Consider the following 14,516-nt stretch of genomic DNA (forward strand, 5'->3'; position numbering starts at 1 on the left):
AGAGCGCGGCTCAAGAGCGCGGCGCATATGCAAACACATCCGCGCGCATCTGATGGGCGTCCATCCCGGCTTCGACCAACGCATCCAGCGTGCCGTAGACCATCGCCGGCGAGCCGCTGGCATACACATGCAGCGGTTTCAGATCGGCAAAGTCCTCGCACACCGCCTGATGCAGCATCCCGCAGCGCCCTTCCCAACCACATTGATCGCTGACGACTTTGTGCAGGAACAGATTGGGCAGCTTGACCCATTCGTCCCAATGCTCGATGTCGTAGAAATCTTCAGGTCGGCGTACGCCCCAATACAGGTGCACCGGGTGTTTGAAACCGGCGGCGCGGCAGTGTTCGATCAGGCTGTGAATCTGGCCCATACCGGTGCCGGCGGCAATCAGCACCAGCGGTCCGTCCGGGAGTTCGGCCAGATGGGTGTCCCCGAACGGCATCTCGATGCGCACCATCGTATTGCGCTGCAGCTGTTCGATCAGGCTCAGGGCGCTGGCTTCGCGCGCCAGCACATGAATTTCCAGGTCCCGCCCCGAATGCGGAGCCGAGGCCAGGGAGAACGCCGATTTTTCGCCGTTCTCGCGCTCGATCATCAGGTACTGCCCGGCGTGATAACGCAGCGGTTTGCCGGCCGGCGCCCGCAGGCGAACCCGCCAGGTGTCGCCACCCACGTCCTCGCACCCGATCACCTGACACGACACGCTGCGCACCGGCAGTTCTCCCAGCGCGAGCACGCCATCCCACAACACGATGCAGTCTTCCAGCGGCTCTGCAATGCAAGTGTAGAACTCGCCGTGATCGCGCACATCGCCGGCCTGTTCGACCCGACCTTCCACCAACAGCGCCGCACACACATGGCAGTTACCGTTGCGGCAGCTTTGCGGGCAGTCATAGCCCAGCCGCCGCGCACCATCGAGGATCCGCTCGCCGGGCCGTATCTCAAGCACTGCACCGGAGGGCTGCAAGGTTACACGCATCAATCTATTCCTAACTGATTCCAGATGGCATCGATCCGTTGGGTCACGGCATCATCCTTGACGATCACCCGGCCCCACTCGCGAGTGGTTTCGCCGGGCCATTTATGCGTGGCATCGAGCCCCATCTTCGAACCCAGGCCGGAGACCGGCGAGGCGAAGTCCAGGTAGTCGATCGGCGTGTTGTCGATCATCACCGTGTCACGCTTGGGGTCCATGCGTGTGGTGATGGCCCAGACCACGTCATTCCAGTCCCGGGCGTTGATATCGTCGTCTGTGACGATAACGAACTTGGTGTACATGAACTGTCGCAAAAACGACCAGACACCGAGCATTACCCGCTTGGCATGGCCCGGATACGACTTCTTCATGGTCACGATGGCCATGCGGTACGAACAGCCTTCGGGCGGCAGGTAGAAGTCGGTGATTTCCGGAAACTGCTTTTGCAGGATCGGCACGAACACTTCGTTCAGCGCCACACCGAGAATCGCCGGCTCATCAGGCGGACGGCCGGTGTAGGTGCTGTGGTAGATCGGTTTGATGCGGTGGGTGATGCGCTCGACGGTGAACACCGGGAAGCTGTCCACTTCGTTGTAATAACCGGTGTGGTCGCCGTACGGGCCTTCATCGGCCATTTCGCCCGGATGAATCACCCCTTCAAGGATGATCTCGGCGGTGGCTGGCACTTGCAGGTCGTTGCCACGGCATTTCACCAGCTCGGTGCGGTTACCGCGCAGCAGGCCGGCGAAGGCGTATTCGGAGAGGCTGTCCGGCACCGGCGTCACTGCGCCGAGAATGGTCGCCGGGTCTGCGCCCAGGGCCACGGACACCGGGAATGGCTGGCCGGGGTGCTTTTCGCACCACTCCCGATAATCCAGCGCGCCGCCACGGTGGCTGAGCCAGCGCATGATGACCTTGTTGCGGCCAATCACTTGCTGACGGTAGATGCCGAGGTTCTGCCGGTCCTTGTTCGGGCCTTTGGTGACGGTCAGGCCCCAGGTGATCAGTGGACCGACATCGCCAGGCCAGCAGGTCTGCACCGGTAGCATGCCCAGATCAACGTCGTCGCCTTCAATGACCACTTCCTGGCACACCGCGTCCTTGACGACTTTTGGGGCCATGGCAATGATCTTGCGGAAGATCGGCAGTTTGGACCAGGCGTCTTTCAGGCCCTTCGGTGGCTCGGGTTCCTTGAGGAACGCCAGCAGCTTGCCGATTTCGCGCAGCTCGCTGACCGCCTCGGCGCCCATGCCCATGGCCACCCGCTCGGGGGTGCCGAACAGGTTGCCGAGTACCGGAATGTCATAGCCGGTGGGCTTTTCGAACAGCAGCGCCGGGCCCTTGGCCCGAAGCGTGCGATCACAGACCTCGGTCATCTCCAGCACTGGAGAGACGGGGATCTGGATACGTTTCAACTCTCCGCGCTGCTCAAGCTGCTGCACGAAATCCCGAAGATCCTTGAATTTCATTGACAATGGCACCCCTAAAATAGGCGTACATCCTACCTGCTCTGCCGCTCGCTGGCAGCTTATCGCTGCTCAGTTGGCCGCATTCATCTTGACGCTGCCCAGTCCGGCCCGCGCCTGCGAGTGCTGAAACAGCGGCTCAAGCGCGGGCGCCACGAAGCGCGCACCGACTTCGGACAGGTGATTGTCATCGGTGTACAGCGAATGCCCGTCGAGTTCGGCGCGGCACAGCCCGTTCGCATCGCACAACAGCGGTGCCGGGTCGAGCACTGTCACGCCCGGATCCGCCTTGGCCAGCCGCGCAAACAACTGACTGATGAAAACCTGGCGCTTGAGGTGTTGCGCCACGTCCAGGCCCACATCGCCAGTCGGACGGTGCAGCATCGCCAGGCGACTGAGTCGGTACGGCGCACTGAACGCTTGCAGCGGCGCCTCCTTGACCAGCCAGACACGATGCCCGTCGGCGCGCAGTTGCTGCACCCGGGCAGTCAATCCTTCACTCAGCCGCTGTTCGGCGGTCTTACGGTCGTAATGGCCGTCATGTGCCCTCAAGGCATGCTCAAGATCGCCCGTCGCATCGCCATACAAGTACAGGCTCCATCGGGCAACCAGCACCACATCGGCCACCGACTGCGGCTTCAATGCCTGTTCGACCCGCCGATTGAAACGCTCGCACTGCTGATCGTACTCAATCCCCGCGACCGGAAGACAACCCGCCGAACTGGCCAGCATCACCCTCATGCCATGGGCCTTCGCCCCGTCATCGAACACAGGGATCAGCGCGGTGGCGTGGCTGTCGCCCCAGACCAGCATCTGGGTGGATGCCTGCGCAGGAGCGCCATAATGACAAAACAGCTTGTCGTCCGGGGTCTTGTCGTCTGTCAGGCACCTCAACAGTTCCGGCCGCCATTCACGGGCCTTGGCGTACTGCAACGCCTGATCGGACAGGCGCCAGGGCAGACCATCAGTCCAACGCAGCGCTTGCCCGGCCAGGCCGATCACCAGAATGCCGATGCCAGCTGCCGCCAGAATCTGTTGCCGTCCGGCCAATAGCCGCCGCTCGCGAAACGGCGTCTCGACGAACTGCCAGGACAGATAACCCAGCACCAATGTCAGCAGAATCAGCCCGGCGATATCGATCGGTCCGGGCTCATCGACACTGGCATAGCGGGAGAACACAAACACCGGCCAGTGCCACAGGTACCAGGAATAGGAAATCAGCCCTAACCCGACCAGTACGCGGGTACTCAGCAACCGGCTGATCAGCGTTTGTCGATGGCCATTGGCCCAGATCAGGGCAATCACGCCCACGGTTGGCAGCAAGGCCGCAGCGCCGGGGAATGGCGTGGTTTTGTCGTAACAGAACACGGCCAGCAGAATCATCGCCGCACCGATCAGGCTGATCAGTTGCGCGGCCATCGGCGTCAGGCGCAACGTTCGGGCCGGCGCCACTGCCAGCATCGCCCCCGCCAGCAGCTCCCAGGCGCGCATTGGCAGCAGGAAAAAGGCCTGTTCTGGATGATGGGCCACCGCCCAGACGCTCAGCCCGAACGACACCAGCAACAGCGAAAACAATCCCAATCTCCAGTGTCTGAGGCGACTGGAGAGCAATGTCAGCAATAACGGGAAGAATATGTAGAACTGCTCCTCCACCGCCAGCGACCAGGTATGCAGCAACGGTTTCAGGTCGGAGGCGACGTCGAAGTAACCGTCCTGGCGCATGAACAGCAGGTTGGAGATGAAGGTGGCCTGATAGCGCACCGAACGTCCCAGCTCCTCATAGTCCTTGGGCGCCAGCAGAAACCAGCCCACGGCCAGAACAGCCAACATCATCACGAACAACGCAGGCAAGATTCGCCGGGCGCGACGGGCCCAGAAGTCGATAAAGCTGAAACGCCCGGCCTGACGCTGGTTCCAGATGATCGAGGTGATCAGGTAACCGGAAATCACAAAGAAGACGTCGACACCAACAAAGCCGCCGGTAAACCCCGGGACACCAAAATGAAACAGCACCACGGCAATCACGGCGATTGCCCGCAAGCCGTCGATATCCCTTCGATAAGCAAGAGTGGTCATAAGCAAGAAATGCCCGTCAGAATAAAGTTGTGGGCTCACCGGCCCATTTCGCTTTTGTACTGACAAACCGTAGCCGCAATCCTCCCTTTTTTTGCAAAAAAAATGGCGCCCCGAAGGACGCCATTTTTAGCGGTTGAAAAACCGTCTTACTTACGCTTCATCGACAAGAAGAACTCGTCGTTGGTCTTGGTCGTTTTCAGCTTGTCCAACACCTTGGTTTCCGTAGCCCTACGGGGTACCCACGCCATCACTTGGCATGTCGCCTTGATGTACCTGTGGTTACATCGTTTCATCACCCGTCATACGGCGTCGCTTATTTCGGGCATGACTGTGGTTCCGGCAGGTGCAACGGGGTTTTGATTGGATACTCGGGGCTGCCGTAGGCGTAGCAGGAGGTGGTGACCTGGAGTTCATCGCAGGGCAGGAAGTGCACGGTGAGGCCGCAGACTTTTTGGCCGGTGTAGTCCGGGACGGGGACTACTTTGCTGTGCTGGCGTTTTTGGGCTCGTATCTGGTCCCTCCATGCCAAATATTTAGGCCTGTCAGCAAAACCGGGAAAACCTTTTGAACTACCAACACCTGTTTCCCAATCAACACGTACCGTCATCCCTGGCTGCCAGCGCGACGGCGCGATATAACAGCAACCGCCCCCGCCCCCTTGGTACGGACCGATGATATCGATGCCCGAACGACCGTCGACACTGAAGCGGTTGATCGCCCAATGGGTGTGGTTGATGGCTTCAAGGGTGCTGGCCTGAACGCCTTGCACCAACACAGCCCCAATCAAGCCGCAGAGGGCAGCCATCAGCACGCGGCACGAAATGAGATCGGGCATGGGTTTAACTCCTGAATCAGGACGTTGAAAGACAGGCTCAGGCCCGCGCATTGTTCACCTCGCCGACCTTGGCGTAATAGGCGTCCCAGTGCGCCTCGATGGCTTGCTGCGCTTCTGCCATACGTTGAGCGTCCATGACGGGAGGGTGAGCCGCAACGGCAGGTTCCGAGGCTGGCAAAGACGTGCCGGCTGCGAGCATCGTCGCTTTCGCTTCAGGGTTAAGCGCAACCTCTCTTCGGCTGGCTTCGCCAAAAAACACCATGCGTTCTCGGAAATAGCTGCCCATCGGCTCACGCCCAAATAATGGTGAGTAGAGGAACCAGGCGCGGGAATCGTGGACCTGGTCATCAAACAGCGCTCGCAACAGTCCCGCAGGCTGCGAGGCGTTGCTGGTTTCGTCCACGGGGCCCCGGGTCTTTTCGTCCCAGTGATTACGCTGACCAGCCGGCGGCGGAAACAGCTGGCTGACCCTGGCCCGTCCCGCCGCTTTCATCTGCCTGCCCTCGACGCGTGCATCGGCGGTGATGATGCGCAACACCACCACGGGCGGAGCGTTCGCCGGTAATACTCGACTCAGGCTGGAGGCTAAGTGATCGGGGTCACGGTAGGCGTCACCGAATTCCTCGGCGGCTTCGCGCAATTGGGTTTGCCCCATGTCCGCGTCGAAGTCCTTAACGCCGGGTTCCTGTGGCTTTAGCTGCGCTCGGCCACTGCGTTCAAGGGCTAGTTGCTCTTTGCGCCTTGATTTAACAGCTGCCTGTTTTTTGTTCCGGTCTGACTCGGCTTGCTTACGTACTACCGCGTCGGCTTCGGTATCGGTCGCCTGAAGGTAGAACGTTTTCTGCTTCAAGCTGGCGAAGGCATAACGGTCGATGCGCCAGGCGGTGATCCAGCCCAACTGCGTGCGTGCTGACTGTTCCAACGTGGAGGTGGATGTGAGGGGTTGATAACGCTCTATCTGTTCTGTGGATAGCGGTTGGGAAACGAGGGGCAGACCCAGAGTCATCTGACGCCAGGCATTGAAGCGGTTGACCAGAATAGGAGAAACGTCGAACTCATCCACCACCTCTGGCGCCATTGCCCGCCAGAATTCATGGCGCAGTCCTATTGGCAGAGCATCTTCAGGGACCTTCAACGGAGCTCCGTGAGCAAAGGCATCGGCATACAGATCATTAAGCGCGATCTGCGACAGCAACAGACCGTCGCCCTCGGTATTGTCTTTGCTTAACGCCTTCCCCTGATCCCCTGGCGGATACCCACCGCCCAGATCCGAGTGCACCCCCGGATAAACCACCTCCACACTATTCACCGGGTAACTGCCACTCTCGCGACGAATCGATTCCAGCGGAAAACACAGGCGCTGCTCATAGCTTGCCGTAAGGTGCAAGCAACGCTTGACCAGCCCACCACCGGGCAGTTCCTGATTGCCATCGGCCCAGGCCATATGGCCATCTGCTCCTGGAAAGATATCAGCGATGCCCACCGAAGCTACGGTGTCCAGCAGCCCCAGGTACTCCACGCTCAGGGGAATCTCCAGATCATCCAGTTTCAGGAACGGCCGGTAACGCATCAGCTCGTTCAACCAACTGACAAAGGCCCGTGCTGCCGCTGCACCACGGGAAAAACCATAGACATACAGCTTGATGCCCAACAGCTTAGACGTACCGGGGTTTGGTTGTGCCAGCGCAAGGCGCAGCGGCTTTTCAATCGCCTTGAGCTGCTTGCTGAACACACCAGCACGGTTGGCCTGGCCGTTGAATTCCAGGCTTGGCAACGTGCCCATGGCCTGGACCGCCGCCTTCAGGCTCGCGTTGTCCAGCCGGGGCAGCCCCAGCGTGCGCCGCAGGGCGTCGATGAGCATCAACAGGCCCCAGTTGATCCGTTCTTCGCCGAACCAGGCGCCCGCCAGCCCGGCAGCGGTGTAATCCAGGTCGCCCACTTCCGCAAACGGCGTACCGACGCCGGGCATGTAGTACTTGAAGTACTGGCCATTGCCAGTGCCCGCCGCGTCGGTCAAACGCTGGGCCTTGTCACTGTGTCCGGTACCACCGGCATACCCGTCCCCGACGGTGGCGCGAAACAGCCGGGCGATATTGGTCGGGTGCGGTGTACTGGATATGTACAAATCATCGTTCAGGTTATTGCCGGTACCGTCGAAGAACAGGCTGATGTGCACGGTCTTGCAACACGGAGGCATCACCCGGCGACCGGCCGCCAGGCAAAGGGCATCGTGGTAGCCGCGCTCCTGCTCGCACTGGCGCAGGATATTTTGTTGGACCTGGCCGACGCGGCGAGGCAAACGCCCCTCCATAGGAAACTCCGGTGGGACCCAGACACTGGCATGTTTCACTTCGGACATGACTGAGGCTCCGGCAAGTGCAATGGGGTTTTGATCGGGTATTCGGGGCTGCCGTAGGCGTAGCAGGAGGTGGTGACCTGGAGTTCATCGCAGGGCAGGAAGTGCACGGTGAGGCCGCAGACTTTCTGGCCGGTGTAGTCCGGGACGGGGACTACCTTGCTGTGCTGGCGTTTTTGGGCATCGATTTTGTCTAGCCAGGCGTCGTACTTGGCCTCGTCAGCAAAACCGGGAAAGCCATCGGGATAGGCCACACCTGTTTCCCAATCGACACGCACGGTCATGTCTGGGCTCCAGCGCGACGGAGCGATATAACAACAACCGCCCCCACCACCCTGATACGGGCCGATGATGTCGATCCCCGAACGACCGTCGACGCTGAAGCGGTTGATCGCCCAATGGGTGTGGTTGATGGCTTCAAGTGTGCTGGCCTGGGCGCCTTGAGTTAACAAGGCCCCCACGAGCGTTGCGACAAGGCACCTGGCCGTCGAAAACGTGGGCATGAAGTCATTTTCCTTTTCATTGAAGTCCTGTCATTCAAAAAACCAGACAATTCGCCGAACGCGTGGCCCTCGCGCTCGAGAAACAGCAACACTGGAAAACAAATGATGCAGTGGGCAGTCAACGACTGCCGCCCCAATGCCAGGGTCATCGGGACGAACAGGAAATTTCCCTCAAGGAAAATATTCGTTTTCCTACGTTTTTGCGGGTGATCGGCTCAGGCAGGAGAAGTCAGTTGCGTGGTAAGGCCTCACAGGAGACAAACCTATGGCGCACAAAAAAAGGGCGCCCTGTCAGGGGCGCCCTTTTTTGTGAAGCGTACTTCGTCTTACTTACGCTTCATCGACAAGAAGAACTCGTCGTTGGTCTTGGTCGTTTTCAGCTTGTCGACCAGGAACTCGATGGCAGCGATTTCGTCCATCGGGTGCAGCAGCTTGCGCAGGATCCACATGCGCTGCAACTCGTCGTCGGCGGTCAGCAACTCTTCGCGGCGGGTGCCGGAGCGGTTGATGTTGATGGCCGGGAAGACGCGTTTTTCAGCGATACGACGATCCAGAGGCAGTTCCATGTTGCCGGTGCCTTTGAATTCCTCGTAGATCACTTCGTCCATCTTCGAACCGGTTTCAACCAGTGCGGTGGCGATAATGGTCAGCGAGCCGCCTTCTTCGATGTTCCGCGCAGCGCCGAAGAAACGTTTCGGTTTCTCCAGGGCGTGGGCATCGACACCACCGGTGAGCACTTTGCCGGAGCTCGGGATCACGGTGTTGTAGGCACGGGCCAGACGGGTGATGGAGTCGAGCAGGATCACCACGTCTTTCTTGTGCTCGACCAGGCGCTTGGCCTTCTCGATCACCATTTCGGCAACCTGCACGTGACGGGTTGGCGGCTCGTCGAACGTCGAGGCAACCACTTCGCCGCGCACGGTGCGCTGCATTTCGGTTACTTCTTCCGGACGTTCGTCGATCAGCAGCACGATCAGGTGAACTTCAGGGTTGTTACGCGCAATGTTGGCCGCGATGTTCTGCAGCATGATCGTTTTACCGGCTTTCGGCGGTGCAACGATCAGACCGCGCTGGCCTTTGCCGATCGGGGCGCACAGGTCGATCACACGACCGGTCAGGTCTTCAGTGGAACCGTTGCCGGCTTCCATCTTCATGCGCACGGTCGGGAACAGCGGGGTCAGGTTCTCGAAGAGAATCTTGTTTTTCGCGTTCTCGGGACGATCGTAGTTGATCGTGTCGACCTTGAGCAGTGCGAAATAACGCTCGCCTTCCTTTGGAGGGCGGATCTTGCCAACGATGGTGTCACCGGTGCGCAAGTTGAAGCGACGGATCTGGCTCGGCGAGACGTAGATGTCATCCGGGCCGGCGAGATAGGAAGCGTCAGCGGAGCGCAGGAAGCCGAAGCCGTCCTGGAGAATCTCCAGCACGCCATCACCGGAGATTTCCTCGCCGCTTTTCGCGTGCTTTTTGAGCAGGGAGAAAATCACGTCCTGCTTGCGCGAACGGGCCATATTTTCTATGCCCATCTGTTCGGCCAATTCGAGCAGTTCGGTAATCGGCTTTTGCTTGAGTTCAGTCAGATTCATATAGGAATGACGTAATCATTTATGGAGGGGGGAAATTAAGCTTTTGGCTTAATGAGGCCGCGCCGCAGAGAAGGCGACAGGATCGCGTACTTGAAAAAGGAATGCGTCGGCGACGGCTAGCAGGGGGCAGTGGAGAAACCAGTGCGGGGCCGAATGTACCACCTGAGTTTCAGAGCGTCTAGCCCTGAATACGCAAAAAGCCCCGCAATTTGCGGGGCTTTTTATACAACGTCGCCGACTTAGATGTTGGCGTCGAGGAATGCAGCCAGTTGCGACTTGGACAGCGCGCCAACCTTGGTCGCTTCAACGTTGCCGTTCTTGAACAGCATCAGCGTCGGGATACCACGCACGCCGTGCTTGGCAGGGGTTTCCTGGTTTTCGTCGATGTTCAGTTTGGCAATGGTCAGCTTGCCTTTGTAGGTTTCAGCAATTTCGTCCAGAACAGGAGCGATCATTTTGCAAGGACCGCACCATTCTGCCCAGTAGTCGACCAGTACAGCGCCTTCGGCCTTAAGTACTTCTTCGTCGAAGTTAGCGTCGGTGACGTGCTTGATAAGATCGCTGCTCATGGATGTCTCCGGGGTTGTAAGCAAAAAAAAACGTGGCCCATCATAGCCGCCCTTCCCTCGTTCAGGAAGGTGCAGATGATTGAGTCTCGCTATGATGATCCATGAGTTTGGGTATAGCCCAGGTCATGAAGCGGCGGGAGCGACGAAGGCGATTCCGGTTCGCAGCGCGGCATTGCGTACATGCTCCTGCATCGCCTTCTGGGCCGCCCCGGAGGCCCGCCGCGCCAGGGCGCGAAGAATCTTGCGGTGTTCCTGCCAGGTTTCCATGGCGCGCTCCGCCCGGATGAACGGTAGTTTCTGGCTCTCCAGGAAGATCTCGGCGCTGGCGGTCAGGATGCTCAACATCGCCTGGTTGCCGCTCGCCAGCAGGATGCGCCGGTGAAACTCGAAATCCAGCCTGGCCGCCGCCTCGAAGTCGCCGGACTTCAGCTCGCTGCGCATGGCCGCGACATTGTCTTCCAGCACATCGAGTTCGTCAGTGGTCAGCGTCACCGCCGCCAACCCGGCGGCAAAGCTCTCCAGCGCGTAACGCAGTTGAAAGATATCCAGCGGTGAGGCCTGGGCGGCAAACGGCCAACTCAATGCTGCGTCGCCACGGGGCAAGTCCACCGGCGCCTGCACAAACACGCCCTTGCCCGGCTGAATACTGATCACACCAAGCGCACTCAGGGACGACAACGCTTCACGCAGCGACGCCCGGCTAACCCCCAACTGCACGGCCAGATCCCGCTGCGAAGGCAAGGCGTCCCCGGCACCGAATCCCTGTTCGGTGATCAGTTTACGGATGGCTTGCAACGCCACTTCGGGTACGGCGCGAGAAATCGAGTTCATGGTTATTCAGACGAACCAGGCCAATAAGCGGCCAGTTTTAAAGCTATTTGCGGCCCTCGGCAAGTCGTGCCCCAAGCAGGTTCGGCGATTGCCCTGGCTGCGCGATCCAGGTGCGAAATGCAGACTGACTGTTCAGACCAGTAAGACCGTACTCCGCCAGTAAACCCGCGCCCTGCGGCGCTGAAACCCCATGTTGGCATGGCCCATGCTCTGTCGGTCTGCAGAAATCACTTCTCGCCGATTCGGAGATTTGCCATGACCCCGCGTTACAGCGCCCTGCTCGCCGCCCTGTTTGCCAGTCTGATGCTGAGCCAGGCACCCGCCCACGCCGACGGCCTGGAAGATGTGGTCAAACGCGGCACCCTGAAGGTGGCCGTGCCTCAGGACTTTCCGCCCTTCGGCTCGGTGGGCCCGGACATGAAGCCACGCGGCCTGGACATCGACACCGCAAAACTGCTGGCCGACCAGCTCAAGGTCAGGCTGGAGCTGACCCCGGTCAATAGCACCAATCGCATTCCGTTCCTGACCACCGGCAAAGTGGATCTGGTGATTTCCAGCCTCGGCAAGAACCCCGAGCGCGAAAAAGTCATCGACTTCTCCAGCGCCTATGCGCCCTTCTATCTCGCGGTATTCGGTCCGCCAGACGCCAACATCAAGACCCTCGACGACCTCAAGGGCAAGACCATCAGCGTCACCCGTGGCGCCATCGAAGACATCGAGCTCACCAAAGTCGCCCCCGAAGGCGTGACCATCAAGCGCTTCGAAGACAACAACTCTACCATCGCCGCCTACCTGGCCGGGCAAGTCGACCTCATCGCCAGCGGCAACGTGGTGATGGTGGCGATCAGCGAGAAAAGCCCGAAACGCGTGCCGGCGCTGAAAGTGAAGCTCAAGGACTCGCCGGTGTACGTGGCCGTGAACAAGAACGAGCCGGCGCTGCTGGACAAGGTCAACCAGATCCTGGCCACTGCCAAGACCGACGGCGCGCTGGAGAAAAACTCCCAGACCTGGCTGAAAGAGCCGCTGCCAGCTGATCTCTGATCGCCGCCCGGGAGACGCTAAATGGCTTATCAGTTTGACTTCATGCCGGTGCTGCAAAACACCGATCTGCTGCTGCGCGGGGCGCTGTTCACGCTGGAACTGACGGCGATTGGTGCCGTATTCGGGGTCGGCCTGGGCATCGTCGGGGCGCTGGTGCGGGCGTGGAACATCCGCCCGTTCTCGGCGATTTTCGGGGTTTACGTGGAGTTGATCCGCAACACGCCGTTCCTGGTGCAGTTGTTTTTCATCTTCTTCGGCCTGCCATCGCTGGGTGTGCAGATTTCCGAATGGCAGGCAGCGGTGCTGGCGATGGTGATCAACCTCGGCGCCTATTCCACAGAAATTATCCGCGCCGGCATCCAGGCCATTCCTCGTGGCCAGCTCGAAGCCGCTGCCGCACTGGCGATGAGCCGATTCGAGGCGTTCCGCCATATCGTGCTGCTGCCGGCCTTGGGCAAGGTCTGGCCGGCCCTTAGCAGCCAGATCATCATCGTCATGCTCGGGTCGGCGGTGTGTTCGCAGATCGCCACCGAAGAGCTGAGTTTTGCCGCCAACTTCATTCAGTCGCGCAACTTCCGCGCCTTTGAAACCTATGCCCTGACCACGCTGATCTACCTGTGCATGGCGTTGCTGATCCGCCAGTTGCTGAACTGGATCGGCCGCCGCTACATCACGAGAAGCGGGAGCCGCCCATGACTGATTTCACCTTCTGGGACATCGTGCGCAACCTGCTGACCGGCCTGCAATGGACCGTGGCGCTGTCGCTGGTGGCGTTTATCGGCGGTGGCGTGATTGGACTGTTGATCATGGTCATGCGTATTTCGAACAAGGCCCTGCCACGCCACTTCGCCCGTACCTGGATCGAACTGTTTCAAGGCACGCCACTGTTGATGCAGCTGTTCCTGGTGTTCTTCGGCGTGGCGCTGGCCGGGGTGGAGATTTCACCCTGGATGGCGGCGGCGCTGGCCCTGACGCTGTTTACCAGCGCCTATCTGGCGGAGATCTGGCGCGGTTGCGTCGAGTCGATCCCCCACGGCCAGTGGGAGGCGTCGTCGAGCCTGGCGCTCAATCCGCTGGAGCAATTGCGTTACGTGATCCTGCCGCAAGCGCTGCGTATCGCTGTGGCGCCGACCGTGGGTTTCTCGGTGCAAGTGGTCAAGGGCACCGCCGTGACCTCGATCATCGGCTTCACCGAGCTGACCAAGACCGGCGGCATGCTTGCCAACGCGACCTTCGAACCGTTCATGGTCTATGGCCTCGTGGCACTCGGTTACTTCCTGCTCTGCTACCCCTTGTCCCTCAGTGCGCGCTATCTGGAAAGGAGACTGCATGCCTCTGCTTAGAATTTCGGCCCTGCATAAATATTACGGCGACCACCATGTCCTCAAAGGCATCGACCTGAGCGTCGAGGAAGGCCAGGTGGTGGCGATCATCGGGCGCAGCGGCTCGGGGAAATCCACACTGCTGCGCACGCTCAATGGCCTGGAATCGATCAACGACGGCGTGATCGAAGTCGACGGCGAGTACCTCGACGCCGCTCGCGCCGACCTGCGCAGCCTGCGGCAGAAAGTCGGCATGGTGTTCCAGCAGTTCAACCTGTTCCCGCACCTGACGGTGGGCGAAAACGTGATGCTGGCGCCGCAAGTGGTGCAGAAAGTGCCCAAGGCCAAGGCCACCGAACTGGCACGACAGATGCTGGAACGGGTCGGGCTGGGGGAGAAGTTCGATGCGTTCCCTGACCGCCTGTCCGGTGGCCAGCAGCAGCGGGTGGCGATTGCCCGGGCCTTGGCCATGTCGCCCAAAGTGCTGCTGTGCGATGAAATCACCTCGGCGCTGGACCCGGAGCTGGTCAACGAAGTGCTGAGTGTGGTGCGGCAACTGGCCAAGGAGGGCATGACGCTGATCATGGTCACCCACGAAATGCGCTTCGCCCGGGAGGTTGGAGACAAGTTGGTGTTCATGCATCAGGGCAAGGTGCATGAGGTGGGGGATCCGAAGGTGTTGTTTGCCCAGCCCAGGACGGCGGAGTTGGCGAATTTTATCGGGACGGTTGAAGCCAAGGGCTGACCGTCGCTCCCTCCTGTGGCGAGGGAGCTTGCTCCCGCTGGGCTGCGTAGCGGCCCCAACCCGGGGAAACGCGGTGCGCCAGCAACAATTTGGTCGCCTGTTTACGACTGCTGCGCAGCCGAGCGGGAGCAAGCTCCCTCGCCACAGGGAAGGCATGCCGTCCGTGCGCCACATCAAGGGTTTAAACCATGTGCGTTGGCGCCAGCCTTT

General features: G+C 60.1%; 13 protein-coding genes. 4 read left to right on the forward strand and 9 right to left on the reverse strand.

The features are described 5' to 3' along the window. Positions 1-10 precede the first annotated feature (10 nt). The 9 genes from POF45_RS14655 to POF45_RS14695 form a co-directional block, all read right to left on the reverse strand. Positions 11-979 carry a CDP-6-deoxy-delta-3,4-glucoseen reductase gene (locus POF45_RS14655; protein WP_259497415.1) on the reverse strand — a complete coding sequence of 323 codons (969 nt, stop codon included), beginning with the start codon at positions 977-979 and terminating at the stop codon, positions 11-13. Beyond that, on the reverse strand, positions 979-2,445 hold the full coding sequence (gene ubiD, locus POF45_RS14660; protein WP_259497416.1) for a 4-hydroxy-3-polyprenylbenzoate decarboxylase: 1,467 nt from the start codon (positions 2,443-2,445) through the stop codon (positions 979-981). The genes POF45_RS14655 and ubiD overlap by 1 nt, the downstream gene beginning before the upstream one ends. A gap of 69 nt (positions 2,446-2,514) precedes the next feature. Further along, positions 2,515-4,518, reverse strand: a complete 2,004-nt coding sequence (locus POF45_RS14665; RefSeq protein ID WP_282315956.1) for an acyltransferase family protein — start codon at positions 4,516-4,518, stop codon at positions 2,515-2,517. 313 nt (positions 4,519-4,831) lie between these two features. Beyond that, the gene (gene tli1a, locus POF45_RS14670; RefSeq protein ID WP_282316042.1) at positions 4,832-5,323 is read right to left on the reverse strand and encodes a Tli1a family immunity protein; all 492 of its coding nucleotides are present in this window, start codon (positions 5,321-5,323) and stop codon (positions 4,832-4,834) included. Between the two features lie 67 nt (positions 5,324-5,390). Next, positions 5,391-7,712 carry a T6SS phospholipase effector Tle1-like catalytic domain-containing protein gene (locus POF45_RS14675; protein WP_282315957.1) on the reverse strand — a complete coding sequence of 774 codons (2,322 nt, stop codon included), beginning with the start codon at positions 7,710-7,712 and terminating at the stop codon, positions 5,391-5,393. After that, positions 7,700-8,212, reverse strand: coding sequence for a Tli1a family immunity protein (tli1a, locus tag POF45_RS14680; protein ID WP_282315053.1), 513 nt, complete (start codon positions 8,210-8,212; stop codon positions 7,700-7,702). The genes POF45_RS14675 and tli1a (POF45_RS14680) overlap by 13 nt, the downstream gene beginning before the upstream one ends. Before the next feature lie 326 nt (positions 8,213-8,538). Further along, positions 8,539-9,798, reverse strand: coding sequence for a transcription termination factor Rho (rho, locus tag POF45_RS14685; protein ID WP_007942421.1), 1,260 nt, complete (start codon positions 9,796-9,798; stop codon positions 8,539-8,541). A gap of 239 nt (positions 9,799-10,037) precedes the next feature. Then, a complete protein-coding gene (gene trxA / locus POF45_RS14690; protein ID WP_259497418.1) occupies positions 10,038-10,367 on the reverse strand; it encodes a thioredoxin TrxA in 330 nt (109 codons plus the stop codon). 123 nt (positions 10,368-10,490) lie between these two features. Further along, positions 10,491-11,198 carry a FadR/GntR family transcriptional regulator gene (locus POF45_RS14695; protein ID WP_259497419.1) on the reverse strand — a complete coding sequence of 236 codons (708 nt, stop codon included), beginning with the start codon at positions 11,196-11,198 and terminating at the stop codon, positions 10,491-10,493. Positions 11,199-11,453: 255 nt separating this feature from the next. Here POF45_RS14695 and POF45_RS14700 point away from each other — a divergent pair, with 255 nt between their 5' ends. The 4 genes from POF45_RS14700 to POF45_RS14715 are packed head-to-tail and all read left to right on the forward strand — an operon-like array spanning position 11,454 to position 14,306. Further along, on the forward strand, positions 11,454-12,239 hold the full coding sequence (locus POF45_RS14700) for a transporter substrate-binding domain-containing protein (protein WP_282315959.1): 786 nt from the start codon (positions 11,454-11,456) through the stop codon (positions 12,237-12,239). Positions 12,240-12,260: 21 nt separating this feature from the next. After that, positions 12,261-12,935 (forward strand): amino acid ABC transporter permease, encoded by a 675-nt coding sequence (locus tag POF45_RS14705; protein WP_259497423.1) that lies wholly within the window; start codon positions 12,261-12,263, stop codon positions 12,933-12,935. After that, complete coding sequence (locus POF45_RS14710; RefSeq protein WP_282315960.1) at positions 12,932-13,582, forward strand: amino acid ABC transporter permease; 651 nt, start codon at positions 12,932-12,934, stop codon at positions 13,580-13,582. Before POF45_RS14705 ends, POF45_RS14710 begins: the two co-directional genes overlap by 4 nt. Continuing rightward, complete coding sequence (locus tag POF45_RS14715) at positions 13,569-14,306, forward strand: amino acid ABC transporter ATP-binding protein (RefSeq protein ID WP_259497425.1); 738 nt, start codon at positions 13,569-13,571, stop codon at positions 14,304-14,306. The genes POF45_RS14710 and POF45_RS14715 overlap by 14 nt, the downstream gene beginning before the upstream one ends. Positions 14,307-14,516 lie beyond the last annotated feature (210 nt).

Source organism: Pseudomonas fungipugnans (assembly GCF_029955235.1).
Lineage (GTDB): Bacteria > Pseudomonadota > Gammaproteobacteria > Pseudomonadales > Pseudomonadaceae > Aquipseudomonas > Aquipseudomonas fungipugnans.